Source organism: Spiroplasma citri (genome assembly GCF_001886855.1).
In the GTDB taxonomy this organism is placed as follows: domain Bacteria; phylum Bacillota_I; class Bacilli_A; order Mycoplasmatales; family Mycoplasmataceae; genus Spiroplasma; species Spiroplasma citri.
In genome coordinates this window covers 1,003,311-1,027,662 of record NZ_CP013197.1, presented here as the reverse complement: position 1 = coordinate 1,027,662, position 24,352 = coordinate 1,003,311, and the positions used below count along the sequence as shown (strand labels likewise).

The following is a 24,352-nucleotide window of genomic DNA, read 5'->3' as shown; positions in this document are numbered from 1 at the left end:
ATAAAAAACAACAAAAATTAAATAAAATAAGTAATTCAATATATCTTGTAATTCTTAAACAAAAAAGATACCCAACAAGCAAATACAAAAGATTATTTAATCTTTCACATAAAATTATCAGATGTCTAGCATTAAAAACAATATTCACTATAAAGTTTTACAATATAAGTATAACAATATTTTTTATTATTTATATAATTAAATAATATGTTTAGAATAAATTAAAGACTTAATAAATAATTCCATATATTCAAAATCAGGTACATATTGATCATCTACTTTTATACTTGGTAAGAAAATATAACTTTGTTTCATTCTATCTATTCCTCATTTTCTCCCATAATTAAATCTAAATTTTTCTCATTTTATCATAGTACATAAAAACATAGCTAAAAAAGGATTCATTTTATACTTAATAGTTTTTAAAATTGTAACATCACTAGTTGCTAAAAAATCTGAATTTTGATAAAAACTTTCTCCAACAGAACCATTATTAGCAATAGTTATAACATTCTTACAATTTAAATCATTAATTTCTTGTTCATCCACATATTTAATAATACCATTGTTTGAAGATGTAGTTGTAACAAATGGTATTTTATTTCCTTCTTCATAATCATTGACTTTAACTCCTTTTGCTCGATTAATTAAAAAAATATTTTCATCACCTAAATTAAAAAATCTTCAATCATCAAAATTAATTTCATATTTCTCATTGATTAATGAATCTGCAGAAGCAACTTTAATTTGTTCTGAATTAAATAAAAATGTAGCATATTCTTTAATTGTTCTTATAAAATGTTTTTTAGATAATTTAGTATAATTACTATCAATATAAGCTTCTGGCAATCACTCATCATAATATTTTAATTCAAGCAACTTAGTTGTGAAATTATTAGATACATCCTTATTTTTTATTGCATCTAAGCATGTTTTTTCAATTTTTTCTCAATTGCCCATGTCCATTCGACCAATATATTTTACTTTTTTAAAACCATCATCTTTTAATGAATATAAAATAGTTTTATCATTTTTTTCTCATGCTCTAAATACTAATATGCATGTTACTGTGGCAGTTGGATAAAATAATTCTTCTGGCATAGATATTACAGCTTCTAATTTATGATTCTCTAAAATTTTTTGTTTTAGCAATGTATTAGTAGCCTTTTTATTCGTTGATAATATAGTAGAAACCGGCACAATTGCTACACCAATGCCTCCTTTAGATAAAGAATCTAACATATGTAACACAAATTTTAATTCTTTTTCATCCTCTTTTTTTTGAGAATAGGGAGGATTTATTAAACCCACATTAGTATTGAATTTTTTATTAATATCTTTTGAATTTTCTAACAAAGAATTTTTACAAAATAAATTTGTTTTGCCATCCCCTCTAATTATCATATTAGAACAAGCTAGCGCAAAAATATCGTCTTGTGATTCATACCCTATTAATTTTTTTGAATATATACTATTAATTTCTTCAACAGATAAATCCTTTGATTTATCATTAAACATTTTTTCTAAGGCAGCGATTAAAAACCCACCAGTTCCAACACAAATATCTAAAACTGTTGATTTATAATTAACATCTGCCAATTTGGCAAATAGTGTAGTTATATGTTTTGGAGTTAATACTATACCAAGTCCTTTTCCATCTCCACCAGTATATCTAACAAATTCAGAATAAAATTTACCTACCAAATCAATGTTTCTAATTTCTTTCATAAATGGATATACTTTTTCTTCTAAATCACTTAAAAATTTAAACAATAGATTATTATATGATGAATCTGTTAAAACAATTTTGCCATTCAATAGTTCTTGTTTATTAACAACTCCTTCAAATTCTCTTTTTAATACTGATATTTTAGTATTATCTAAATTTGAATTTTTTAAAGCTTCTTCAATAAAGATTATTATAGTACGAGCAAGAATATTACCATCTAAAATAGATTTATATTGTGCTCTAAATCCATCATTATCTAAAGCTAATAAAAGTGCAGATACTAATAAAGGCTTTTCTGTTTCTTTTAATTTTGCTTCGTCTCTCATTGCATTGTGTAATTCTCTGGAATATTTAATTAGTTCATTTTCACTAATTGGTTTTTTTGAAATTTCAAAAATAGATAAATATTCATCAAAACTTACTAAATCATTAAACTTTCTTGGAATATACCTTTTATCATTCTTTAATCAAGAATATGCAGAAATTTTAATATCATCTAAGGATTGACCGCTTACTCCTAAAGCAATAACATTATAATTATCTTTTAAATTACGTGCATAATGTAATGCGCCATCAACAGCATATTCTTTTGGAGAATCTAAATTTTCACTTATATGAAATTTAGACAATGACTTACATTCTATAATGATTACTAATTCTTTAGTTTTATGTCAAATTATAAATTCAGGCTTACCATTACCTATACCTTGTTTACTAGAAAACTTAAGCAAATCTTTAATTTTTTCATTACTCGAAATTTGTTCATCAATAACTATATCATTATTACTATAATAATTTAACCTTTGTAACTTATCGCGCACTATATTTTCTGTAATTCTTTCATTTGCCATAATTTGACTCCTTATTTTAACAAAATAAATTTACTAATTTATAATATCATACTTATGCCATACATTATAATAAATAATTCATTATTACAATTACATTAAATACAATTACATTAAAAAATATATAAAATTTATCTATTTTTTTCTATTTCAGCTAATTTAAGTTGCTAATTTAAGTTTTAATTCTAATATTTTTTTTCTTTATCTAATAACTCTTGTTTTAGTTGATTAGAACTTTGAATATTTTCACTAGAAAAATATTCATAATATGTTTTACCACTTTATTTATCTTTAATATTTGGATATAAAGACCATATTATTTTAATTTGTTTTTCTTTCATTGGCCATAATTTTTCTCCTTATTTTAATATTTATAAATTAATCTTATCATACTTATTTTTTATACATTTAAAATGTCCATTATAAAGTAATTGATTTTCATTTTCATTAATTTTTAATAATCCTGCTTGGGTAAAAATAATTGGAATTTCTTTATTACAAACAGAACAAATTTTATTATAATATCCTATTATTATTTTATAACTATTCATTTTTTTTCACTTCCTTTGTTAATTTTTCTTTTCTGTTTTAAACATTTTTATAAAAATCTTTTCTAATACATCAATCACAATGCTATTACCAGCTTGTTTATAAAGTTGTGTTTCTGAAACAACTTTGCTTGCTTTAGCAAAGTCTTTATTCTTCTTTATCAATTATTTTTACTTTGCCAGTTTCTTCGTCAATTATGACATTATCGCGGTATCCTTTTTCGGTTTTGTGTTCTTTATTGTGGCATTTCATACATAATAGTTCTAAATTTTTTCAAGCAAAAAGTTTATCAATGTTTCAATTAATAAAATCTTGATCGGTAATATATTCTTTGTGGTGAACAATAACGCCATTAACTATATATCCTTTTTGATAACATCGTTCACACATTCCCATTTTGCTATTAAAATAATCGTTTCTTATTTTTACTCATTTTTTATTGCGATAAAATTTATGTCTAATTGGACGATTTTTATCATAATCTTTTCAATTATTTTTCATTTTCTTAATCAGAAAACATTTCATCAACAGTTTTAGCAATTTCTTCATCATCATTTATTTCATTACTGCTAAATTCTTGTTCTAAATTTAGATTTAATTCATCTTTTTTGTTATTTAATTCAATAACATTGTTATCTTCTTTATTTTTTATGTTAGGATTATCACTAAACTCTTTGCTGTTATTAATAATTATTGCTTGATCATGTTGATAGGCTTCTTGCACTTCAACTGACATAATACCTCATTTTCTTAAAAGCTGGGTTAATACTGTTTTAAGTGCCATTCCCTCATAACTTCCAGCCGTAAATTTTCCGTAAGTTTGATAATTCTTAGAATATGTTTTAAAATGATTTTCGCATTTTTCTTTACTTCAATATAAAGTTTTTTTATAATCATTTAGTAGTTTAAAAAACGCAACATATCCGATTGTTTCTTTTTTTGTTCGTTCATTTTCGTTGGTTATTCATTTAAAATTGTATTCTTGTTCTAATTCATCAAAATTTAATAATTCACCTTGTTTTACTTCTATTGCGTTTATTGTTAAATATTTTCCTGTTCGGATTGCTAACTGAATATAACCCTTATAACCAATTTGCAACTGTCCTTTTCCATTATATGGAACAATATAGGCATATCCTAAGTTGGGATCTAACGGTAAATCTAATAACATTGCTTTTACACAAGCAGATAAAACACTCATTAAATTTATTTTTTCTTTATCAAATAAACTGGGATTATTATTATAAATTGTTAAGATATTTTTACGAAATAAATTAATTTCTTTCTGATTTGTTAATTTTTCATTAATTCAATTATTAACTTTTGAATTATTTAATATTAATTCAATTTTATTATTCATTTTATTTTTTCTCCTTTTTTATTTTTCACAAATAACACGAATAGCAATTATATTTATGTAATTTTGTAAAAAAGCATAATTTTATATTTTTACATTTTAAAAAATGATTACGATATTTATTACATTTTTTCATTATATTTTTTTCTTTCTAAAATTAGATCTAACTTATCATCTTTACAAATAACTAAGTTATTTTCGCCATAATTTTTTTTAAAATATTCTCATTCCCAAGTTGAATTAATATTGACATCTTCAACATCAATACCAGTTATATATTCACCAAAATAAGTTTTACATGGTCGTTTACCTTTTTCAGAACGATAACATAAAATATATTTATTAGTTTTCATATTTAATCTCATAAAATCGCATCATCATTATTTTCAAATGATTTATTTGCTTCTATTTCTTCTAAACGAATATTTCTTGTTGCTGATTGGGTCTGATTTATTTTTGTGGGTGTTATGGGAGGTGTACTATTTTTTAAATTATTATTAGTTTGTAAAAATTGACAACTATAAACTCTTACCGCTCATTGTGTTTTATTTTCTTTGTCTTTAAAAGACTGTAAAATACCTGTAATTGCAATTTGACTACCTTTTTGACAATATTGCTGTAATACACTTGCTTGTTTATTTCAAACTTGACAAGGAATAAAATCAGTTTCTTTTTGGGTTGAATGTGGTCTTGTTACTGCTAATTGAAACATGGCATATTCTTTACCATTTTGTGTTCTTTTAATTTCAATATCTTTTGTTGTTCTACCAATGGCAATAAATTGATTCATATTAATATTCCTTTCTAGTGTTTTGGTTTTTTATTTTCTTTGTTGCATTTAAAGCAATAATCTCAATATTTTAATTTGGGACAATATTTTTTAATTTTCATAGTTTCTTTTCTCCTTATTAGAATTATTTTTTAAAAATGTATGCATTATTTCTTGTCATTCTAACTTTAATTTATTGGTAATATTGAAACGATTTATATTAACACCATTTTCGTTAATTATTCAAATTTCACCAATATTACTAGTAAAAATATTATTTTTTTCAAGTAAATAATTATATGCTGTAATTTGTATTTTTGCTTTATTAATTTTTTCAGCATTAAAGTATTTTCAAGTTTTAAAATCAACAACAATAGCTTTGTTATTTTCATAATAAATTAAATCAGGAGCCCCACACACTTTTCCGTCGGATAAAGGTGTTTCAAACATAATAATTGATTTAATAAAATCGTTTTTTATTCTATTAAAAAAATTATAGAATAACTCAATTATTTTTAAACTTTCTTTTATTGTTGATATTTTTTTACTATTTTTAATAATTGTTTTATAATCTTTTCTATTTTCTGTTTGGAAAATTGCATCATATAAAATTCGTGAAATAAACTCATGAATAATTTTTCCTCTTTCTGTTGCTTTTTTAAAAAGTTCATTATTTTTCATTAATTTATCATATTGAATTTCAGTATTATTAAAATAACTAATAATAGCGGTAATGCTAGGGAAAATAATATTATCTATAAAATAAGAATGGTTATCTTTTTCAAAATTTACATTATATTTTAATTTAATATTATTACTAATAAATTGCATTATCTTTAAAAATGATGTTTCTTTTCATATAATATTTCTAAACCATTAATGTTTGGAATTTCATTATTATTTTCTTTAATTGCTTTTTTAATCGCTTCTTCATCAATAGTTTTAATAATAAATTTTTCTGGCACTTTTTCAATATCAATAATATTTATTTTTAAATTTCATCTTGTTTTTAAACCTTTAACTTTTATGTCTTCTTTATTCAAAATTTCAGAAATTAAATTATTTTCTTTATTATTATTTAATTCTTTTAATTGATTTTCAGCCGCATTCATTCAATTAATTTGTTTAGTCAATATTTCAATTTGAATAACATCTGTTTCTAATTTTTCAAAAGATTTAGTAATGTATCTATACAAACTATCAATTATTTTAAGTTCTGATCGATTATTAACAATTGGAGTTATTATTTTTTTAATTGTAGATTTTAATAATATTTTTAATTCAGTACCATAATCTGCATCACTTTTGTTATTAACTTGAAAATTGTTAATATTTTTAATTAAATTATTCAAATTTTTTAAATCATTATCAATATTTTTTAAAAATAGTAAATTATTTGCCACACATTTTTTTAATGTTGAGATAATAAATTCATCTTTATTTTTAAAATCATCTAAATCTTTATTTGTTTTAATAATTTGATTTATTTGATTTTCGCTTTTTATTACATCCATTATTTTTCCTCCTTACTAGGTAATTTGTAATATTTAGAATTATCTTTTAAAATTAGAATATACTTTGATAATTGTTCTTCTGTTGGTTCTTCTTCATCTTCAACTATACATTGGTCTCAATGTCCGTGATAACTACAATAATATTGAGCATCAAAATCTTCTTTAATATTTGTTGTTTTAATTCATCAAGTTCTTCTTTAAGTGCTTCATTTTCTTCTTTAAGTTTGTTAAATTTAATTGTTTCTGTTATATTCATTATTCATCCTCCTTACTAGGTAAATTATTAATATCTTTAATTAGGCAATATCTATGATTATTACTTTCACAATATTTTAAGTGCATTTCAATTGTTATTTCATCAGTTTGTAAACTTTCTCAATCATATGTAAATTTATCTTCTTCACAAAGTAAATAAAAATCTTCTTTAAATAAATGTTTTGATTTTAGTTTTTTAATTTCTTTATCTTTTTCAGCAAGTTCTTCTTTTAGTTTGTCAAATTTAATTGATTCTGCTATATTCATTATTAATCTTCCTCAATTTCCTTAATTATTAATAAATTATTTAGTTCACTTGTATTTGAAAAATTAAAATATAATTCTGATAATGTTAATATGTCAATAGAATTATCTTTTCAATAACATTTATATTTTTTATTTTTACATTTATTTCAATTTACACCAATAAATGTTAATCAAGCATTTTTATAATTAATTTCATTTTCTAACATTATTAATCTTCCTCACTAGCAATATGAAATAAGGCAACTAGCACATACATAATGCAATTTATCTTTGAAATTTTTTCTTTAATGCTCAATAACGATTATGGTGTACTCATCCTTTGCATATTTGACATCAATTAGTTTGATTAACAAATTCTCCTGTTGATGTTTCATTATATTTACAAATAATTTGATCTGTATTTGTATATTCTTTAAAATTACAACTGCATTTCTTATAATGTTTTCTTAAATATTCATAATGACCACTAAAATTAATTCCACAACTTGTATTAGCCATTCTATTTTTCCTCATCAATAATAGTTAATTTGTCTAATTGTTGCTTAGTCAAAGTTGATGTATTTATGTAATAATAAATAAAATTAGCATTTAATGATTTATGAATAATTTTACAATCCTTAAAAATTTCATAACCTTTAAAGTCTTTTATTTTTCCTTTAAAAATAATTGATTGTATACTTTTAACTTCAATTTTTAAATTATTATTATATATTTCAATTCAATCTTTTAATTTTTCTAACATTATTCATTCTCCTCAATAACAGTTAATTGGTCTAATTGTTGTTGTGTTATTTTAATATTTTTTAAATCAGCACCTCGTAAATCAACTTCTTTTAAATCAGCACCTCGTAAAACAGCACCTTTTAAATCAGTCCAACGTAAATCGGCTTCTTTTAAATCAGCCCAACGTAAATCGGCTTCTTTTAAATCAGCCCAACGTAAATTAACACATCGTAAATCTAATTTTTCACTTTCTAAATATTTACTGATTTTATTTTGTTCAACAGTTATTCCTGTTAAATCTTTAATCATATCTTCTAATGTTTTCACTTTATAATTCCTCCTTATTTTTAATATTTTTAATTCCTTGATAACTATTAAAGTAATATTTATGATTTCTAATTTTAAATTTATTAATTGTTTCTAATGGTTTATTTTCGATATCATAATCTGAGAAATCAAAATAACCAGCACAATAATTACAATGTGAAATAAACTTACTCATTATTAAATTTCCTCCAAATTCTTTTCTGCAATTAAAGTATCAATATAGTCATAAGCACTTTCTTCTGAGTGACATTCTTCTAATGCTTCATTAAATAAATCTTCTTTTGTGTAAACTTTGCCATCTTCATCTTTTCACACATTATTTATTTTCCTTTAATATAAGTTCCAAGAATTCCAGTTCCTTTTTTCTATTTTTAATGTAATTATTTATTGATACAGTATTATCTCTTTCATCTATTGTGAATAAGTGTTCCATTTTTTTATTAAAAATCTTAATTGCATTATATCCACTATATATTCCAGTTCCACGGGAAATTTTATAGCAGTATTTATCATCTAATTTATTAATTAATTTCTTTTTGAAATTCTGATAATTGTACATTTCTAATTTCTTTCATATTATTTATTTCCTTTTCATTCAATATCTTTTAAATCAATAATTGCCGTTGATAAGCCATAATTATTATTTTCAATTTTTTCTCGCACTTTTGCTTCTTCTAGTGTGTAATAAGCATAAGTAGTTAAATATTCATTTTTAATAATTAATAAGTATTTTTTAGTCATAATTTAATTCCTCTTAATTTTGTTTACCTAATGCTCAATGTTCATCAGTAATTTCATCTTTTGAAACTAGATAACTTCTAAGCATTAATTCATTTATTTTGTTAATAGTTTTTTTATTTAGCTTTTTCATCTTTACCTCCTTAAAAATTTCCTTGGTTAATTTTTTTTATTATTTTGATACTTAATAAATAAAAAGTTGGTAAGCATATTGTGTTTACAATTAAAACTCCGATTATTATTTGTTCTATATTTAAAATTCCAAGATTTAATCAAAAAAGTATAAAATCAATTGGAAAATAAATTAATAAATTTATTAATAATAGTAGGATAATTTTTCAGAAATTATGATATTTTATTAAATAAATAATCCTTAATAAAATTGCTAATAAACCAGTTCCTAAATTTCAACATAATGATCCTAGCGTAAAACCCCATAATGATAAATCAACTAATAAATGACCAACAAAACCAATAAATAAACATCAATATCAATTTAAAATAAAAGTACTAATAAAAACTGGGATTAAAAATAATGGAATTGATGTTCTTAAAATAATTTGTATTCGCATTACTTGGGATAATACAACCATCATTGCAATTAAAACTGCTATATAATTTATGTTTTTAATTAATAAAAAATAATTATTGTTTTTGCATTTTTTTATATTTAGCATAACTAAGCCCTAATTTTTTAGCTTGTCGTTTATCTTTTTGTTTTTGTTTATATTCTTCATCAATTAAATTAATGTTGTTTAATAATTCTGTTTTTTGTAAGTCAGACAAACCACAATTAGATAATGCAATTAAATAAAGTTTTTGTTTTTCTTGTTCTAATTCTATTTTTTCTAACTTAGCCAAAATTGAAGCAATATTCTTTTTTTCTTTCCTTTCTCTTAAAATTCAAATTTAAACTGAATATCTTTTAATCTTTTTTTAATTATTTTGTAATATTCATTATTTATTTCACAACCCAATCACTTTCGTTTTAACTGTTCACAAGCATACGCGGTTGTACCACTTCCCATAAAACAATCTAAAATTAAATCATTTTCTTTGCTATATTTACTAATTAATCGATTAAATATATATAATGGTTTTTCTGTTGGGTGTCTCGTTAATTTTTTTCCGATTGAATAATTAAAAATTGTTTTTTTACTTTCATAATCATTTTTATAATTCGGAATTCGATGTTTTTTAGAATAAATTATCATACAATATTCTTTATCTTGATAAATATGATTATTAGTTGGCATTGGATTTGTTTTGTTTCAAAGGATAAAATCATAAAGCATATCTTTTTTACGAACTCAATCTAAATAATCTATAATTTGTTGTCTATTCATTCAAATTAACATAAATTTATTTTTTGAAATTCGATAAAACTCATCTAAATAAGTATTTATATCAAATGAATTATGCAAATTATTATCATAAATAGCATTAATATATTTATTTATGCTTTTGGTTATATTGCTTTTTTCATTTATTTGTTCGTTTTCTCTTTTTGATAAATTATATAAATAGGGCGGATCAGTTAGTATTAAATCAACACTATCGTTTTCTAATGTCTTTATAAATTCCAAAGCATCTCCATTTATTAATTTTCCTAAATTTGTTTTAAACATTTTTTCACCCTTTGCCTTTCGCTTCAATTTAAAGGTGATCGCAGGCACTATACTATTGTGTTTTAAAATATGCAGTGAGCTTTATATGTTATGTCTATTTAATATATAATCTTAAAACTTTGTATATTATTTAAAACTTTTTTGGGAATATTTTAATTTAAACTTTTTAAGTCTTTAATTAATTGTTCTTTTTTTTCAACACTTAAATTTGTTAAATTATTTTTATTTGTTTTTACTTTTTTAGGTTCACTTGAAAATAACGCTTTTTTCATTTTAGTAGAGTAATTTTGTTTATATTGATTATATAAATTAATTAATTCGGTTCCAGTTAAACTCTTTCAAATATTACGCTTTAAATTTTCATCATATTTTACAATAGGATAATAATTATCATAAATCAAACCGATTGCTACTTGATTACAATTTTTTTCACTCGGATAAATAAACTTATTACTCAATCAAAAACCAATATGACGATTATGATTAGGTAATTTTATAAATGAAGCTTTATCTGTTCTAAAAACTATAAATTCTCTTCGAATAAAGCAATTTTCTACGTTAATATTCTTCTTATAACTTGGTTTCTGATACATTACTCAAATCAACTCGCTTTCGGTTGCACTGCATTGAACAAACATTTAACTTAAAATACAAACTACCAACAATTTTTTTATTCAAAATAGAATGACAAATTTGACATTTACGTTTAATAAAAAATATTCAAATTCCTAACATAATTAATCACACTCCTTTGTTTAATAAACATTGTTATATTTAATGTTTATCTATTGTTTATTTAATGTTTATATATTGTTTATCTATAGTTTATTTATTGTTTAATAAACATTGTTATATTTAATGTTTATCTATTGTTTATTTAATGTTTATATATTGTTTATCTATAGTTTATTTATTGTTTAATAAACATTGTTATATTTAATGTTTATCTATTGTTTATTTAATGTTTATATATTGTTTATCTATAGTTTATTTATTGTTTAATAAACATTGTTATTAACATTATTAAAAATATAAAATAGTAAAAATTGGCACACTGAAAAATACTATTAACAAGTTTAATAAAAGAAATATAAAATTAAAATTAATAAATCAAATAACATAACTAGTGTGCCATAGATGAGTTATTCATCTTGTTATATTAGAATTATTTAATTTTACTAAAAAAGATTTTTAAATACCCAGTTTTTCAATCAGAATCTATCCTTGAATTTTCCAAATTATTATAAAGTCAAATTTTTTCTTTGTTTATATACTTAATTTGATTTAATAAAACTTTGTGATTTTGACAAGTTCATAAAATTTTATTTGTTTCAAATTCTTCGGTGATAAATGATGATAATTTATAACAATTAATAACATCACATATTTTTTGTTGTTTAATAATTTTCATTTTTATAAATCAAATTTAATATTGACTATAATAAATATCTTCAAATCATTCTGTTTTTCCGCGATGTTTAACTTTATGAATTCGCTTTGGCATTCCGCACTTACTGCATCTAATCATAATATTGATTTTTTCCATTTTTAGTTTCTCCAATCTAATATTTAACGATTGATTTATTAATATAACTAAGTGAAACAAAACAAGGACAACACCTTTACTAAGTAGATATATGGATTATTTAATAATTTCTTAATTTAATATGGTTTTTTTCAGAAAGGAAATAACTTTTTTATTATTTTAAAATTATAAATATTTAAAGATGCTGTCCTTGTTTTGAATCAATTAGTTATTTTAGGTTTTTTTAAATAAAAAAACCATTTTAGTAAATGGTTTAATTATTCTTATTTAATTTCTTTATATTTTTATACCCCAATCTTTTTTATGCAATCTCCAAGCGGAATTGAAAATGATAGTGCAACAATTCCAACAATTGCAATTAAAGCAAATAAAACTGTCACTTTTTTTACTTACAAATCAGCTTTTATTAATTATGATATTATTCTTTGCTTAGGAAAAGTTGTTGTATGACAATTGGGTTTTCATCAGCAAGAGATTAATAGTATTTGTGCAAAATTAATTGATAACAACTTATTTTATACGGATAGTGTCCAATTACATTCTCATTCGCTAATTTCACACAAAAGCATCTATGGCAATTTACTTATTTTTGCTTCAAGTTTAGAATATTTAAATGCTGGAACCTTATTTGCTAATATGGCATTAAATGCTGGATTTGGATTAGTAATTTGGCTTTATCACCAGAATTATTAGAAAAAACAAATAATACCGCTCCAGAAATCACATTCTGTGATGCTTCTGACCGAGCCCGAATTTTAGATTTATTAACAAACAAAGTTAATGTGGTAGCCTATGGAATGGGAAAAGGAAAAACAGAACGGACATATAATACTTTAAATTATATTTTAGATAATTATAAAGGATCAATTGTTGTTGTTGTTGATGTAATTAATGTCCTAGATGCCCCTTTATTACGAAAACTATGTGGACGGGTAATTTTAACACCCCATGCCTTAGAATTATCACGCTTGATTAATAAAAGTGTGCCAGAAATTTTAAATAGTCGAATTAATATTGCAAAAGAATTTGCGAACAAGTATAAAATTATTGTTGTTTTAAAAGGATATCAATCAATTATTATTACTGATGGGGTAATCGAGTGTATATTAATGGGGCAGGTAATTCCTATATTACAGTTGCTGGAATGGGTGATACTTTAGGTCGTATAAAAAAAAGTAGGGTATAAAAATATAAAGAAATTAAATAAGAATAATTAAACCATTTACTAAAATGGTTTTTTTATTTGAAAAAACCTAAAATAACTAATTGATTCAAAACAAGGACAGCATCTTTAAATATTTATAATTTTAAAATAATAAAAAAGTTGTTTCCTTTCTGAAAAAAACCATATTAAATTAAGAAATTATTAAATAATCCATATATCTACTTAGTAAAGGTGTTGTCCTTGTTTTGTTTCACTTAGTTATATTAATAAATCAATCGTTAAATATTAGATTGGAGAAACTAAAAATGGAAAAAATCAATATTATGATTAGATGCAGTAAGTGCGGAATGCCAAAGCGAATTCATAAAGTTAAACATCGCGAAAAAACAGAATGATTTGAAGATATTTATTATAGTCAATATTAAATTTGATTTATAAAAATGAAAATTATTAAACAACAAAAAATATGTGATGTTATTAATTGTTATAAATTATCATCATTTATCACCGAAGAATTTGAAACAAATAAAATTTTATGAACTTGTCAAAATCACAAAGTTTTATTAAATCAAATTAAGTATATAAACAAAGAAAAAATTTGACTTTATAATAATTTGGAAAATTCAAGGATAGATTCTGATTGAAAAACTGGGTATTTAAAAATCTTTTTTAGTAAAATTAAATAATTCTAATATAACAAGATGAATAACTCATCTATGGCACACTAGTTATGTTATTTGATTTATTAATTTTAATTTTATATTTCTTTTATTAAACTTGTTAATAGTATTTTTCAGTGTGCCAATTTTTACTATTTTATATTTTTAATAATGCTTACAATGTTTATTAACAATGTTTATTAAACATTAAATAAACAATAGATAAACATTAAATATAACAATGTTTATTAAACAATAAATAAACTATAGATAAACAATATATAAACATTAAATAAACAATGTTTATTAAAAAAAGGAGTGTGATTAATTATGTTAGGAATTTGAATATTTTTTTTAAAACGTAAATGTCAAATTTGTCATTCTATTTTGAATAAAAAAATTGTTGGTAGTTTGTATTTTAAGTTAAATGTTTGTTCAATGCAGTGTAACCGAAAGCGAGTTGATTTGAGTAATGTATCAGAAACCAAGTTATAAGAAGAATATTAACGTAGAAAATTGCTTTATTCGAAGAGAATTTATAGTTTTTAGAACAGATAAAGCTTCATTTATAAATTTACCTAATCATAATCGTCATATTGGTTTTTGATTGAGTAATAAGTTTATTTATCCGAGTGAAAAAAATTGTAATCAAGTAGCAATCGGTTTGATTTATGATAATTATTATTCTATTGTAAAATATGATGAAAATTTAAAGCGTAATATTTGAAAGAGTTTAACTGGAACGGAATTAATTAATTTATATAATCAATATAAACAAAATTACTCTACTAATATGAAAAAAGCATTATTTTCAAGTGAACCTAAAAAAGTAAAAACAAATAAAAATAATTTCACAAATTTAAGTGTTGAAAAAAAAGAACAATTAATTAAAGACTTAAAAAGTTTAAATTAAAATATTCCCAAAAAAGTTTTAAATAATATACAAAGTTTTAAGATTATATATTAAATAGACATAACATAGAAAGCTCACTGCATATTTTAAAACACAATAGTATAGTGCCTGCGATTACCTTTAAAGTGACGTGAAAGGCAAAGGGTGAAAAAAATGTTTAAAACAAATTTAGGAAAATTAATAAATGGTGATGCATTAACTTTTATTAAAAGTTTAGAAAATGATAGTGTTGATTTAATATTAACTGATCCACCCTATTTATATAATTTACCAAAAAGAAAAAATGAACATATAAATGAAAAAAGCAATACTACCGACAGAATCGGTAAAAGCATAAACAAATATATTAATGCTATTTATGATAATAATTTGCATAATTCATTTGATATAAATTCTTATTTAGATGAGTTTTATCGAGTTTCAAAAAATAAATTTATGTTAATTTGAATGAATAGACAACAAATTATAGATTATTTAGATTGAGTTTGTAAAAAAGATATGCTTTATGATTTTATCCTTTGGAACAAAACAAATCCAATGCCAACTAATAATCATATTTTCCAAGATAAAGAATATTGTATGATGATTTATTCTAAAAAACATCGAATTCCGAATTATAAAAATGATTATGAAAGTAAAAAAACAATTTTTAATTATTCAATCGGAAAAAAAATAACAGGGCACCCAACAGAAAAACCATTATATATATTTAATCGATTAATTAGTAAATATAGTAAAGAAAATGATGTAATTTTAGATTGTTTTCTAGGTAGTGGTACAACAGCTTATGCTTGTGAACAATTAAAACGAAAGTGAATGGGCTGCGAAATAAATAATGAATATTACAAAATAATTAAAAAAAGATTAAAAAATATTCAGTTTAAATTTGAATTTTAATAGAAAGGAAATAAAAAAATGAATATTGCTTCAATTTTGGCTAAATTAGAAAAAATAGAATTAGAACAAGAAAAACAAAAACTTTATTTAATTGCATTATCTAATTGTGGTTTGTCTGACTTACAAAAAACAGAATTATTAAACAACATTAATTTAATTGATGAAGAATATAAACAAAAACAAAAAGATAAACGACAAGCTAAAAAATTAGGCCTTAGTTATGCTAAATATAAAAAAATGCAAAAACAATAATTATTTTTTATTAATTAAAAACATAAATTATATAGCAGTTTTAATTGCGATGATGGTTGTATTATCACAAGTGATGCGAATACAAATTATTTTAAGAACATCAATTCCATTATTTTTAATTCCAGTTTTTATTAGTACTTTTATTTTAAATTGATATTGATGTTTATTTATTGGTTTTGTTGGTCATTTATTAGTTGATTTATCATTATGAGGTTTTACGCTAGGATCATTATGTTGAAATATTGGCACAGGTTTATTTGCAATTTTATTAAGAATTATTTATTTAATAAAATGTCATAATTTTTCAAAAATTATCTTACTTTTATTCATAAATTTAATAATTTACTTTCCAATTGATTTTATACTTTTTTGATTAAATCTTGGTGTTTTAAATATAGAACAAATAATAATTGGAGTGTTAATTGTAAACACAATATGCTTACCATTTTTTTATTTATTAAGTATCAAAATAATAAAAAAAATTAACCAAGGAAATTTAAGGAGATAAAAATGAAAAAGTTAAATAAAAAAACTATTAACAAAATACATGAATTAATGCTTAGAAGTTATCCAGTGTCATTTGAAGATATTACTGATGAACATTGAGCATTAAATACTAGAAAGAATTAGGAGGAATTACTATATGAAATGTCAAAGAATTAATTGTAATAATAAAAATGCTTATTGTGGAAATAGTTATATTGAAAAAAGTAATGATAAATTAGAGTGAAATTTAGGTTATAAAAAACAAATTATATTATGTGAAGAACACTGATTACAAACTTATCAATTAGAAAATTTAAGTGTAAATAAAAAGAATTAGGAGGAATTAAATTATGACTAAAAAATACTTATTAATTATTAAAAATGAATATTTAACTACTTATGCTTATTACACACTAGAAGAAGCAAAAGTGCGAGAAAAAATTGAAAATAATAATTATGGCTTATCAACGGCAATTATTGATTTAAAAGATATTGAATGAAAAGGAAATAAATAATATGAAAGAAATTAGAAATGTACAATTATCAGAATTTCAAAAAGAAATTATTAATAAATTAGATGATAAATACTGCTATAAAATTTCCCGTGGAACTGGAATATATAGTGGATATAATGCAATTAAGATTTTTAATAAAAAAATGGAACACTTATTCACAATAGATGAAAGAGATAATACTGTATCAATAAATAATTACATTAAAAATAGAAAAAAGGAACTGGAATTCTTGGAACTTATATTAAAGGAAAATAAATAATGTGTGAAAAGATGAAGATGGCAAAGTTTACACAAAAGAAGATTTATTTAATGAAGCATTAGAAGAATGTCACTCAGAAGAAAGTGCTTATGACTATATTGATACTTTAATTGCAGAAAAGAATTTGGAGGAAATTTAATAATGAGTAAGTTTATTTCACATTGTAATTATTGTGCTGGTTATTTTGATTTCTCAGATTATGATATCGAAAATAAACCATTAGAAACAATTAATAAATTTAAAATTAAAAATCATAAATATTACTTTAATAGTTATCAAGGAATTAAAAATATTAAAAATAAGGAGGAATTATAAAGTGAAAACATTAGAAGATATGATTAAAGATTTAACAGGAATAACTGTTGAACAAAATAAAATCAGTAAATATTTAGAAAGTGAAAAATTAGATTTACGATGTGTTAATTTACGTTGGACTGATTTAAAAGGCGCTGTTTTACGTTGGGCTGATTTAAAAGAAGCCGATTTACGTTGGACTGATTTAAAAGGTGCTGTTTTACGAGGTGCTGATTTAAAAGAAGTTGATTTACGAGGTGCTGATTTAAAAAATATTAAAATAACACAACAACAATTAGACCAATTAACTGTTATTGAGGAGAATGAATAATGTTAGAAAATGAAATTAATTATAAAAATGCTTGATTAACATTTATTGGTGTAAATTGAAATAAATGTAAAAATAAAAAATATAAATGTTATTGAAAAGATAATTCTATTGACATATTAACATTATCAGAATTATATTTTAATTTTTCAAATACAAGTGAACTAAATAATTTATTAATAATTAAGGAAATTGAGGAGGATGAATAATGGGAATTACTACAACAGATATACTTGTAGCAGAAAATGAAGCACTTGTAGCAGAAAATGAAGCACTTAAAAATAAACTTGCTGAATTAAAACAACAAATATTATATAAAGAAGATTTTGATGCTCAATATTATTGTAGTTATCACGGACATTGAGACCAATGTATAGTTGAAGATGAAGAAGAACCAACAGAAGAACAATTATCAAAGTATATTCTAATTTTAAAAGATAATTCTAAATATGACAAATTACCTAGTAAGGAGGAAAAATAATGGATGTAATAAAAAGCGAAAATCAAATAAATCAAATTATTAAAACAAATAAAGATTTAGATGATTTTAAAAATAAAGATGAATTTATTATCTCAACATTAAAAAAATGTGTGGCAAATAATTTACTATTTTTAAAAAATATTGATAATGATTTAAAAAATTTGAATAATTTAATTAAAAATATTAACAATTTTCAAGTTAATAACAAAAGTGATGCAGATTATGGTACTGAATTAAAAATATTATTAAAATCTACAATTAAAAAAATAATAACTCCAATTGTTAATAATCGATCAGAACTTAAAATAATTGATAGTTTGTATAGATACATTACTAAATCTTTTGAAAAATTAGAAACAGATGTTATTCAAATTGAAATATTGACTAAACAAATTAATTGAATGAATGCGGCTGAAAATCAATTAAAAGAATTAAATAATAATAAAGAAAATAATTTAATTTCTGAAATTTTGAATAAAGAAGACATAAAAGTTAAAGGTTTAAAAACAAGATGAGATTTAAAAATAAATATTATTGATATTGAAAAAGTGCCAGAAAAATTTATTATTAAAACTATTGATGAAGAAGCGATTAAAAAAGCAATTAAAGAAAATAATAATGAAATTCCAAATATTAATGGTTTAGAAATATTATATGAAAAGAAACATCATTTTTAAAGATAATGCAATTTATTAGTAATAATATTAAATTAAAATATAATGTAAATTTTGAAAAAGATAACCATTCTTATTTTATAGATAATATTATTTTCCCCAGCATTACCGCTATTATTAGTTATTTTAATAATGCTGAAATTCAATATGATAAATTAATGAAAAATAATGAACTTTTTAAAAAAGCAACAGAAAGAGGAAAAATTATTCATGAGTTTATTTCACGGATTTTATATGATGCAATTTTCCAAACAGAAAATAGAAAAGATTATAAAACAATTATTAAAAATAGTAAAAAAATATCAACAATAAAAGAAAGTTTAAAAATAATTGAGTTATTCTATAATTTTTTTAATAGAATAAAAAACGATTTTATTAAATCAATTATTATGTTTGAAATACCCTTATCAGACGGAAAAGTGTGTGGCACTCCCGATTTAATTTATTATGAAAATAACAAAGCTATTGTTGTTGATTTTAAAACTTGAAAATACTTTAATGCTGAAAAAATTAATAAAGCAAAAATACAAATTACAGCATATAATTATTTACTTGAAAAAAATAATATTTTTACTAGTAATATTGGTGAAATTTGAATAATTAACGAAAATGGTGTTAATATAAATCGTTTCAATATTACCAATCAATTAAAGTTAGAGTGACAAGAAATAATGCATACATTTTTAAAAAATAATTCTAATAAGGAGAAAAGAAACTATGAAAATTAAAAAATATTGTCCCAAATTAAAATATTGAGGTTATTGTTTTAAATGCAACAAAGAAAATAAAAAACCAAAACACTAGAAAGGAATATTAGTATGAATCAATTTATTGCCATTGGTAGAACAACAAAAGATATTGAAATTAAAAGAACACAAAGTGGTAAAGAATATGCCATGTTTCAATTAGCAGTAACAAGACCACATTCAACTCAAAAAGAAACTGATTTTATTCCTTGTCAAGTTTGAAATAAACAAGCAAGTGTATTACAACAATATTGTCAAAAAGGTAGTCAAATTGCAATTACAGGTATTTTACAGTCTTTTAAAGACAAAGAAAATAAAATACAGTGAACAGTAAGAGTTTATAGTTGTCAATTTTTACAAACTAATAATAATTTAAAAAATAGTACACCTCCCATAACACCCACAAAAATAAATCAGACCCAATCAGCAACAAGAAATATTCGTTTAGAAGAAATAGAATCAAATAAATCATTTGAAAATAATGATGATGCTATTTTATGAGATTAAATATGGAAACTAATAAATATATTTTATGTTATCGTTCTGAAAAAGGTAAACGACCATGTAAAACTTATTTTGGTGAATATATAACTGGTATTGATGTTGAAGATGTCAATATTAATTCAACTTGGGAATGAGAATATTTTAAAAAAAATTATGGGGAAAATAACTTAGTTATTTGTAAAGATGATAAGTTAGATCTAATTTTAGAAAGAAAAAAATATAATGAAAAAATGTAATAAATATCGTAATCATTTTTTAAAATGTAAAAATATAAAATTATTCTTTTTTACAAAATTACATAAATATAATTGCTATTCGTGTTATTTGTGAAAAATAAAAAAGGAGAAAAAATAAAATGAATAATAAAATTGAATTAATATTAAATAATTCAAAAGTTAATAATTGAATTAATGAAAAATTAACAAATCAGAAAGAAATTAATTTATTTCGTAAAAATATCTTAACAATTTATAATAATAATCCCAATTTATTTGATAAAGAAAAAATAAATTTAATGAGTGTTTTATCTGCTTGTGTAAAAGCAATGTTATTAGATTTACCGTTAGACCCTAACTTAGGATATGCCTATATTGTTCCATATAATGGAAAAGGACAGTTGCAAATTGGTTATAAGGGTTATATTCAGTTAGCAATCCGAACAGGAAAATATTTAACAATAAACGCAATAGAAGTAAAACAAGGTGAATTATTAAATTTTGATGAATTAGAACAAGAATACAATTTTAAATGAATAACCAACGAAAATGAACGAACAAAAAAAGAAACAATCGGATATGTTGCATTTTTTAAACTACTAAATGGTTATAAAAAAACTTTATATTGAAGTAAAGAAAAATGCGAAAATCATTTTAAAACATATTCTAAGAATTATCAAACTTACGGAAAATTTACGGCTGGAAGTTATGAGGGGATGGCACTTAAAACAGTATTAACCCAACTTTTAAGAAAATGAGGTATTATGTCAGTTGAAATGCAAGAAGCCTATCAACATGATCAAGCAATAATTATTAATAACAGCAAAGAGTTTAGTGATAATCCTAACATAAAAAATAAAGAAGATAAGAATGTTATTGAATTAAATAACAAAAAAGATGAATTAAATCTAAATTTAGAACAAGAATTTAGCATTAATGAAATAAATGATGATGAAGAAATTGCTAAAACTGTTGATGAAATGTTTTCTGATTAAGAAAATGAAAAATAATTGAAAAGATTATGATAAAAATCGTCCAATTAGACATAAATTTTATCGCAATAAAAAATGAGTAAAAATAAGAAACGATTATTTTAATAGCAAAATGGGAATATGTGAACGATGTTATCAAAAAGGATATATAGTTAATGGCGTTATTGTTCACCACAAAGAATATATTACCGATCAAGATTTTATTAATTGAAACATTGATAAACTTTTTGCATGAAAAAATTTAGAACTATTATGTATGAAATGCCACAATAAAGAACACAAAACCGAAAAAGGATATCGCGATAATGTCATAATTGACGAAAAAACTGGCAAAGTAAAAATAATAGATAAAGAAGAATAAAGACTTCAATAAAGCAAGCAAAATTGTTTCAGAAACACAACTTTATAAACAAGCTGGTAATAGCATTGTGATTGATGTATTAAAAAAGATTTTTATAAAAATGTTTAAAACAGAAAAGAAAAATTAACAAAGGAAGTGAAAAAAATGAATAGTTATAAAATAATAATAGGATATTATAATAAAATTTGTTCTGTTTGTAATAAAGAAATTCCAATTATTTTTACCCAAGCAGGATTATTAAAAATTAATGAAAATGAAAATCAATTACTTTATAATGGACATTTTAAATGTATAAAAAATAAGTATGATAAGATTAATTTATAAATATTAAAAAGGAGAAAATATTATGGAATATAATTTTAAAATTAGTTGATTCAAAAGCATTGCAGAAGAACAAGAATTAACATTATATACAAATAAGCTAAATATTATTTTTGGAGAAAATAGTTCTGGTAAAACTGTTCTATTAGATTCTATAAAATGGGGATTAGGAGAAGAAGGATCAAAAGAAAAATTCAAGACAAATTTTACAGAAAAAGGTATGGATAAATATAACCCATTAAATATTGAAAATGAAAAAAAATATAAACCTAAAATAATAACTTATATTAAAAATTATGATAAATTGGATAATTTTATTTTTAAAATAGAACAAATTAATAATTTAAAATTTAGTGAAAATGAAAAATTTATAACTTTTACCAGAAAATATAATGAGGGTACATTATGGGAAAACAATGAATTTGATTATGAAGGTAATCCTACTTTTATAAATAAAATTAAAAGAGAAATTTATGAAAAATATGAAAATTATTGACCAAAAAGTTTTTTAACTGTAAATAAAGATTTAAATGATGAAAAAATATTAATTTCTTTCAAAGAAAATATTACTCATCAAGATACTAAACCAAAAGTATTAAATAAATTAAATAAAGAAATGAGTCTAAAAGCAAAACAAAAGTTGGCCGATGAAATGCATCGAGCAATAGATTTTATTTATATTTTAGATAAATTTAATAAACTTAATTTTGATATTTATAAAAATAATGATCTTGATATTTCTTCTGCAACAGAAGATATTTCTTTTCCTTTAAATGAAATAACAAAAATATATTTAGAAAATAAAAATCCAGATAATAAATATTTAAAATTATTTTGTGATTTCTTTGGAGGAAAAGAATTTGCGGAACAAATTAATAAATTTATTAATTTGAGTAATATAACAGAACGCGATAAACAAATTCGTAATAATTTTAAAAAAGTAATAGAGAATAATACTAATGAAAAAATTAAAAATATTTTTTTAAATATATTTTCAATTAATAAATTATTTTTATTACTAAAAATAAGATTAGAAAATGATTATTTAGAGTTATGTGTGGAAGATCAAAATAATTCTAGATTATTTGGTGGACAATCACCAAAAGAACAGAGTCAGGGATATAAACAAATTTTTTATTTAATAGCTATTTTAGAAGGAATAAAATTAATTGACGAAAACAAAAAAGAATTAATTCCAATTCCAACAGTTGTTTTATTTGATGAACCCGATAAAAATATTCATTATTCTATTCAAAAAGAATTATCAAAATATTTAATAAAATATATTAACGAAAATAAAAATATTTTAATAGTTATTGCTACACACTCGGGATTTTTACTTTCTGAAGAAAAAGAAGAAAATAATATAATTATTACTAAATTATTAGAAAATGGTCAAACAGAAATTAAAGAATATGATGAAGTAAAAAAAGATGATAATATTGATTTTGATAATTCAATTTTTCCTATTAATTCCTTTTATTTAATTTCTAACTGATATAAAAAAATAGAAAAAATAATTAAAAAAAGTAAATTAGCATTTTGATATAATGAAGACGAATTTATTAAAAAATATAATAAAGATATTAATATAGAAAAAATTAAAAACTATATAAAAGAAATTAATGGTAATCTTAATAATGAAGATATTGTTTTACATCCATTAAAAAATTTTGAAGAAGAAGAAATTAATTATATTATTAAATTCTCAGATGTAGATATAAATAATCAAGACGAATTTATTAATATTATTAGAAATATTGAAAATTATAGCAATACTAAACATTATAAATTATCACCACTTTTTTTAAATGAGTTGTTAGAAATAATTTACTAAAAATATATAAAAAACTATTTATAAATATAAAAATTAATTTTGTTGTTTTTTTTATTTGACAAATAATTTTAATGACGGTATCATCACGGTGTAATTAGTTATATAAATATTAATTTTATTTTACTTATATACCCCCCCTATAAGTCCTTTAAAATAAGGACTTTTTGGGTTCCGATGTGGTGGGGTTCCGTGTACACTTTTTT

At 21.7% G+C, this 24,352-nt stretch carries 49 protein-coding genes; 24 read left to right on the top strand and 25 right to left on the bottom strand.

Going from position 1 to position 24,352, the window contains the following annotated elements; genetic code table 4:
* Positions 1-198: 198 nt before the first annotated feature.
* From SCITRI_RS05850 to SCITRI_RS05760, 25 genes are all read right to left on the bottom strand, one after another.
* Positions 199-2,580: an N-6 DNA methylase gene (locus tag SCITRI_RS05850; protein ID WP_071937590.1), complete on the bottom strand. Its 2,382-nt coding sequence runs from the start codon at positions 2,578-2,580 to the stop codon at positions 199-201.
* A 368-nt stretch (positions 2,581-2,948) separates the two neighbouring features.
* A complete protein-coding gene (locus SCITRI_RS05845; RefSeq protein WP_071937570.1) occupies positions 2,949-3,128 on the bottom strand; it encodes a hypothetical protein in 180 nt (59 codons plus the stop codon).
* A gap of 18 nt (positions 3,129-3,146) precedes the next feature.
* A complete protein-coding gene (locus SCITRI_RS10160; protein ID WP_155522132.1) occupies positions 3,147-3,290 on the bottom strand; it encodes a hypothetical protein in 144 nt (47 codons plus the stop codon).
* Positions 3,274-3,651 carry an HNH endonuclease gene (locus SCITRI_RS05840; RefSeq protein ID WP_164024015.1) on the bottom strand — a complete coding sequence of 126 codons (378 nt, stop codon included), beginning with the start codon at positions 3,649-3,651 and terminating at the stop codon, positions 3,274-3,276. The genes SCITRI_RS10160 and SCITRI_RS05840 overlap by 17 nt, the downstream gene beginning before the upstream one ends.
* Complete coding sequence (locus tag SCITRI_RS05835; protein WP_071937588.1) at positions 3,632-4,486, bottom strand: recombinase RecT; 855 nt, start codon at positions 4,484-4,486, stop codon at positions 3,632-3,634. The genes SCITRI_RS05840 and SCITRI_RS05835 overlap by 20 nt, the downstream gene beginning before the upstream one ends.
* 119 nt (positions 4,487-4,605) lie before the next feature.
* Positions 4,606-4,848: a hypothetical protein gene (locus SCITRI_RS05830; RefSeq protein ID WP_071937587.1), complete on the bottom strand. Its 243-nt coding sequence runs from the start codon at positions 4,846-4,848 to the stop codon at positions 4,606-4,608.
* A complete protein-coding gene (locus tag SCITRI_RS05825) occupies positions 4,839-5,273 on the bottom strand; it encodes a single-stranded DNA-binding protein (RefSeq protein ID WP_071937586.1) in 435 nt (144 codons plus the stop codon). Before SCITRI_RS05825 ends, SCITRI_RS05830 begins: the two co-directional genes overlap by 10 nt.
* 90 nt (positions 5,274-5,363) lie before the next feature.
* Positions 5,364-6,083, bottom strand: coding sequence for a PD-(D/E)XK nuclease family protein (locus SCITRI_RS05820; RefSeq protein ID WP_071937585.1), 720 nt, complete (start codon positions 6,081-6,083; stop codon positions 5,364-5,366).
* Positions 6,084-6,088: 5 nt separating this feature from the next.
* Entirely contained in the window at positions 6,089-6,766 is a 678-nt protein-coding gene (locus SCITRI_RS05815; RefSeq protein ID WP_071937584.1) for a hypothetical protein, read from the bottom strand.
* A 103-nt stretch (positions 6,767-6,869) separates the two neighbouring features.
* Complete coding sequence (locus tag SCITRI_RS10155) at positions 6,870-7,022, bottom strand: hypothetical protein (RefSeq protein ID WP_155522130.1); 153 nt, start codon at positions 7,020-7,022, stop codon at positions 6,870-6,872.
* The gene (locus SCITRI_RS05810; protein ID WP_071937583.1) at positions 7,022-7,288 is read right to left on the bottom strand and encodes a hypothetical protein; all 267 of its coding nucleotides are present in this window, start codon (positions 7,286-7,288) and stop codon (positions 7,022-7,024) included. Before SCITRI_RS05810 ends, SCITRI_RS10155 begins: the two co-directional genes overlap by 1 nt.
* A 2-nt stretch (positions 7,289-7,290) precedes the next feature.
* Positions 7,291-7,494, bottom strand: coding sequence for a hypothetical protein (locus SCITRI_RS05805; RefSeq protein ID WP_071937582.1), 204 nt, complete (start codon positions 7,492-7,494; stop codon positions 7,291-7,293).
* Positions 7,495-7,552: 58 nt separating this feature from the next.
* Positions 7,553-7,786 carry a hypothetical protein gene (locus tag SCITRI_RS05800; protein ID WP_071937581.1) on the bottom strand — a complete coding sequence of 78 codons (234 nt, stop codon included), beginning with the start codon at positions 7,784-7,786 and terminating at the stop codon, positions 7,553-7,555.
* A gap of 1 nt (position 7,787) precedes the next feature.
* A complete protein-coding gene (locus tag SCITRI_RS05795) occupies positions 7,788-8,030 on the bottom strand; it encodes a hypothetical protein (RefSeq protein ID WP_071937580.1) in 243 nt (80 codons plus the stop codon).
* On the bottom strand, positions 8,030-8,338 hold the full coding sequence (locus SCITRI_RS05790) for a pentapeptide repeat-containing protein (RefSeq protein WP_071937579.1): 309 nt from the start codon (positions 8,336-8,338) through the stop codon (positions 8,030-8,032). Before SCITRI_RS05790 ends, SCITRI_RS05795 begins: the two co-directional genes overlap by 1 nt.
* A gap of 1 nt (position 8,339) precedes the next feature.
* On the bottom strand, positions 8,340-8,513 hold the full coding sequence (locus SCITRI_RS10150) for a hypothetical protein (protein WP_155522126.1): 174 nt from the start codon (positions 8,511-8,513) through the stop codon (positions 8,340-8,342).
* A gap of 2 nt (positions 8,514-8,515) precedes the next feature.
* Positions 8,516-8,653 carry a hypothetical protein gene (locus tag SCITRI_RS10145; RefSeq protein WP_155522097.1) on the bottom strand — a complete coding sequence of 46 codons (138 nt, stop codon included), beginning with the start codon at positions 8,651-8,653 and terminating at the stop codon, positions 8,516-8,518.
* A gap of 1 nt (position 8,654) precedes the next feature.
* On the bottom strand, positions 8,655-8,897 hold the full coding sequence (locus tag SCITRI_RS05785) for a hypothetical protein (protein ID WP_071937578.1): 243 nt from the start codon (positions 8,895-8,897) through the stop codon (positions 8,655-8,657).
* A 17-nt stretch (positions 8,898-8,914) separates the two neighbouring features.
* A complete protein-coding gene (locus SCITRI_RS10140; protein ID WP_155522072.1) occupies positions 8,915-9,079 on the bottom strand; it encodes a hypothetical protein in 165 nt (54 codons plus the stop codon).
* 140 nt (positions 9,080-9,219) lie between these two features.
* Entirely contained in the window at positions 9,220-9,672 is a 453-nt protein-coding gene (locus SCITRI_RS05780) for a hypothetical protein (RefSeq protein WP_147077387.1), read from the bottom strand.
* A 49-nt stretch (positions 9,673-9,721) separates the two neighbouring features.
* Positions 9,722-9,937 carry a hypothetical protein gene (locus SCITRI_RS05775; protein ID WP_071937576.1) on the bottom strand — a complete coding sequence of 72 codons (216 nt, stop codon included), beginning with the start codon at positions 9,935-9,937 and terminating at the stop codon, positions 9,722-9,724.
* Between the two features lie 35 nt (positions 9,938-9,972).
* A complete protein-coding gene (locus SCITRI_RS05770; protein WP_071937575.1) occupies positions 9,973-10,704 on the bottom strand; it encodes a DNA-methyltransferase in 732 nt (243 codons plus the stop codon).
* 152 nt (positions 10,705-10,856) lie between these two features.
* Positions 10,857-11,297, bottom strand: a complete 441-nt coding sequence (locus tag SCITRI_RS05765) for a DUF3627 domain-containing protein (RefSeq protein WP_071937574.1) — start codon at positions 11,295-11,297, stop codon at positions 10,857-10,859.
* The gene (locus SCITRI_RS10565; protein WP_167693719.1) at positions 11,275-11,439 is read right to left on the bottom strand and encodes a hypothetical protein; all 165 of its coding nucleotides are present in this window, start codon (positions 11,437-11,439) and stop codon (positions 11,275-11,277) included. The genes SCITRI_RS05765 and SCITRI_RS10565 overlap by 23 nt, the downstream gene beginning before the upstream one ends.
* 430 nt (positions 11,440-11,869) lie before the next feature.
* On the bottom strand, positions 11,870-12,115 hold the full coding sequence (locus SCITRI_RS05760; protein ID WP_071937151.1) for a hypothetical protein: 246 nt from the start codon (positions 12,113-12,115) through the stop codon (positions 11,870-11,872).
* A gap of 438 nt (positions 12,116-12,553) precedes the next feature.
* Here SCITRI_RS05760 and SCITRI_RS11515 point away from each other — a divergent pair, with 438 nt between their 5' ends.
* The 24 genes from SCITRI_RS11515 to SCITRI_RS05665 all read left to right on the top strand — a co-directional run bounded on the left by SCITRI_RS11515 (position 12,554) and on the right by SCITRI_RS05665 (position 24,149).
* On the top strand, positions 12,554-12,943 hold the full coding sequence (locus tag SCITRI_RS11515; RefSeq protein WP_237237848.1) for a hypothetical protein: 390 nt from the start codon (positions 12,554-12,556) through the stop codon (positions 12,941-12,943).
* Positions 12,919-13,410, top strand: a complete 492-nt coding sequence (locus SCITRI_RS11510) for an NAD(P)H-hydrate dehydratase (protein ID WP_237237847.1) — start codon at positions 12,919-12,921, stop codon at positions 13,408-13,410. Before SCITRI_RS11515 ends, SCITRI_RS11510 begins: the two co-directional genes overlap by 25 nt.
* A gap of 445 nt (positions 13,411-13,855) precedes the next feature.
* The gene (locus tag SCITRI_RS05750; protein WP_071937151.1) at positions 13,856-14,101 is read left to right on the top strand and encodes a hypothetical protein; all 246 of its coding nucleotides are present in this window, start codon (positions 13,856-13,858) and stop codon (positions 14,099-14,101) included.
* Between the two features lie 303 nt (positions 14,102-14,404).
* A complete protein-coding gene (locus tag SCITRI_RS10560; protein WP_167693716.1) occupies positions 14,405-14,569 on the top strand; it encodes a hypothetical protein in 165 nt (54 codons plus the stop codon).
* A complete protein-coding gene (locus SCITRI_RS05745) occupies positions 14,547-14,987 on the top strand; it encodes a DUF3627 domain-containing protein (RefSeq protein ID WP_053391433.1) in 441 nt (146 codons plus the stop codon). The genes SCITRI_RS10560 and SCITRI_RS05745 overlap by 23 nt, the downstream gene beginning before the upstream one ends.
* 153 nt (positions 14,988-15,140) lie before the next feature.
* Positions 15,141-15,884, top strand: coding sequence for a DNA-methyltransferase (locus tag SCITRI_RS05740; RefSeq protein ID WP_147077617.1), 744 nt, complete (start codon positions 15,141-15,143; stop codon positions 15,882-15,884).
* A gap of 18 nt (positions 15,885-15,902) precedes the next feature.
* The gene (locus SCITRI_RS05735; protein WP_053391431.1) at positions 15,903-16,136 is read left to right on the top strand and encodes a hypothetical protein; all 234 of its coding nucleotides are present in this window, start codon (positions 15,903-15,905) and stop codon (positions 16,134-16,136) included.
* Between the two features lie 49 nt (positions 16,137-16,185).
* Positions 16,186-16,644, top strand: coding sequence for a hypothetical protein (locus tag SCITRI_RS05730; protein WP_157092868.1), 459 nt, complete (start codon positions 16,186-16,188; stop codon positions 16,642-16,644).
* Positions 16,645-16,779: 135 nt separating this feature from the next.
* Entirely contained in the window at positions 16,780-16,959 is a 180-nt protein-coding gene (locus SCITRI_RS05725; protein WP_071891731.1) for a hypothetical protein, read from the top strand.
* A gap of 13 nt (positions 16,960-16,972) precedes the next feature.
* Complete coding sequence (locus tag SCITRI_RS10135; protein ID WP_155522072.1) at positions 16,973-17,137, top strand: hypothetical protein; 165 nt, start codon at positions 16,973-16,975, stop codon at positions 17,135-17,137.
* A gap of 1 nt (position 17,138) precedes the next feature.
* Positions 17,139-17,396 (top strand): hypothetical protein, encoded by a 258-nt coding sequence (locus tag SCITRI_RS05720; protein WP_053391429.1) that lies wholly within the window; start codon positions 17,139-17,141, stop codon positions 17,394-17,396.
* Position 17,397: 1 nt separating this feature from the next.
* Positions 17,398-17,535 (top strand): hypothetical protein, encoded by a 138-nt coding sequence (locus SCITRI_RS10130; protein WP_155522097.1) that lies wholly within the window; start codon positions 17,398-17,400, stop codon positions 17,533-17,535.
* Between the two features lie 2 nt (positions 17,536-17,537).
* Complete coding sequence (locus SCITRI_RS10125) at positions 17,538-17,711, top strand: hypothetical protein (protein ID WP_157092867.1); 174 nt, start codon at positions 17,538-17,540, stop codon at positions 17,709-17,711.
* A gap of 1 nt (position 17,712) precedes the next feature.
* Positions 17,713-18,021 carry a pentapeptide repeat-containing protein gene (locus tag SCITRI_RS05715; protein WP_071937573.1) on the top strand — a complete coding sequence of 103 codons (309 nt, stop codon included), beginning with the start codon at positions 17,713-17,715 and terminating at the stop codon, positions 18,019-18,021.
* Positions 18,021-18,227 carry a hypothetical protein gene (locus SCITRI_RS05710; RefSeq protein ID WP_071891735.1) on the top strand — a complete coding sequence of 69 codons (207 nt, stop codon included), beginning with the start codon at positions 18,021-18,023 and terminating at the stop codon, positions 18,225-18,227. Before SCITRI_RS05715 ends, SCITRI_RS05710 begins: the two co-directional genes overlap by 1 nt.
* A complete protein-coding gene (locus SCITRI_RS05705; RefSeq protein WP_071891739.1) occupies positions 18,227-18,499 on the top strand; it encodes a hypothetical protein in 273 nt (90 codons plus the stop codon). The genes SCITRI_RS05710 and SCITRI_RS05705 overlap by 1 nt, the downstream gene beginning before the upstream one ends.
* Positions 18,499-19,176, top strand: coding sequence for a hypothetical protein (locus SCITRI_RS05700; RefSeq protein ID WP_053391427.1), 678 nt, complete (start codon positions 18,499-18,501; stop codon positions 19,174-19,176). The genes SCITRI_RS05705 and SCITRI_RS05700 overlap by 1 nt, the downstream gene beginning before the upstream one ends.
* A 5-nt stretch (positions 19,177-19,181) precedes the next feature.
* Entirely contained in the window at positions 19,182-19,901 is a 720-nt protein-coding gene (locus tag SCITRI_RS05695; protein WP_071937572.1) for a PD-(D/E)XK nuclease family protein, read from the top strand.
* 90 nt (positions 19,902-19,991) lie between these two features.
* On the top strand, positions 19,992-20,426 hold the full coding sequence (locus tag SCITRI_RS05690; protein ID WP_053391425.1) for a single-stranded DNA-binding protein: 435 nt from the start codon (positions 19,992-19,994) through the stop codon (positions 20,424-20,426).
* Positions 20,417-20,659, top strand: a complete 243-nt coding sequence (locus SCITRI_RS05685; protein ID WP_071937200.1) for a hypothetical protein — start codon at positions 20,417-20,419, stop codon at positions 20,657-20,659. The genes SCITRI_RS05690 and SCITRI_RS05685 overlap by 10 nt, the downstream gene beginning before the upstream one ends.
* Positions 20,660-20,778: 119 nt before the next feature.
* Positions 20,779-21,633 carry a recombinase RecT gene (locus SCITRI_RS05680; RefSeq protein ID WP_071937571.1) on the top strand — a complete coding sequence of 285 codons (855 nt, stop codon included), beginning with the start codon at positions 20,779-20,781 and terminating at the stop codon, positions 21,631-21,633.
* Complete coding sequence (locus SCITRI_RS05675; RefSeq protein WP_164023979.1) at positions 21,614-21,991, top strand: HNH endonuclease; 378 nt, start codon at positions 21,614-21,616, stop codon at positions 21,989-21,991. Before SCITRI_RS05680 ends, SCITRI_RS05675 begins: the two co-directional genes overlap by 20 nt.
* Positions 21,992-22,135: 144 nt before the next feature.
* Entirely contained in the window at positions 22,136-22,315 is a 180-nt protein-coding gene (locus SCITRI_RS05670; protein ID WP_071937570.1) for a hypothetical protein, read from the top strand.
* Between the two features lie 22 nt (positions 22,316-22,337).
* On the top strand, positions 22,338-24,149 hold the full coding sequence (locus SCITRI_RS05665; RefSeq protein WP_071937569.1) for an AAA family ATPase: 1,812 nt from the start codon (positions 22,338-22,340) through the stop codon (positions 24,147-24,149).
* The last annotated feature ends 203 nt before the right edge of the window (positions 24,150-24,352 follow it).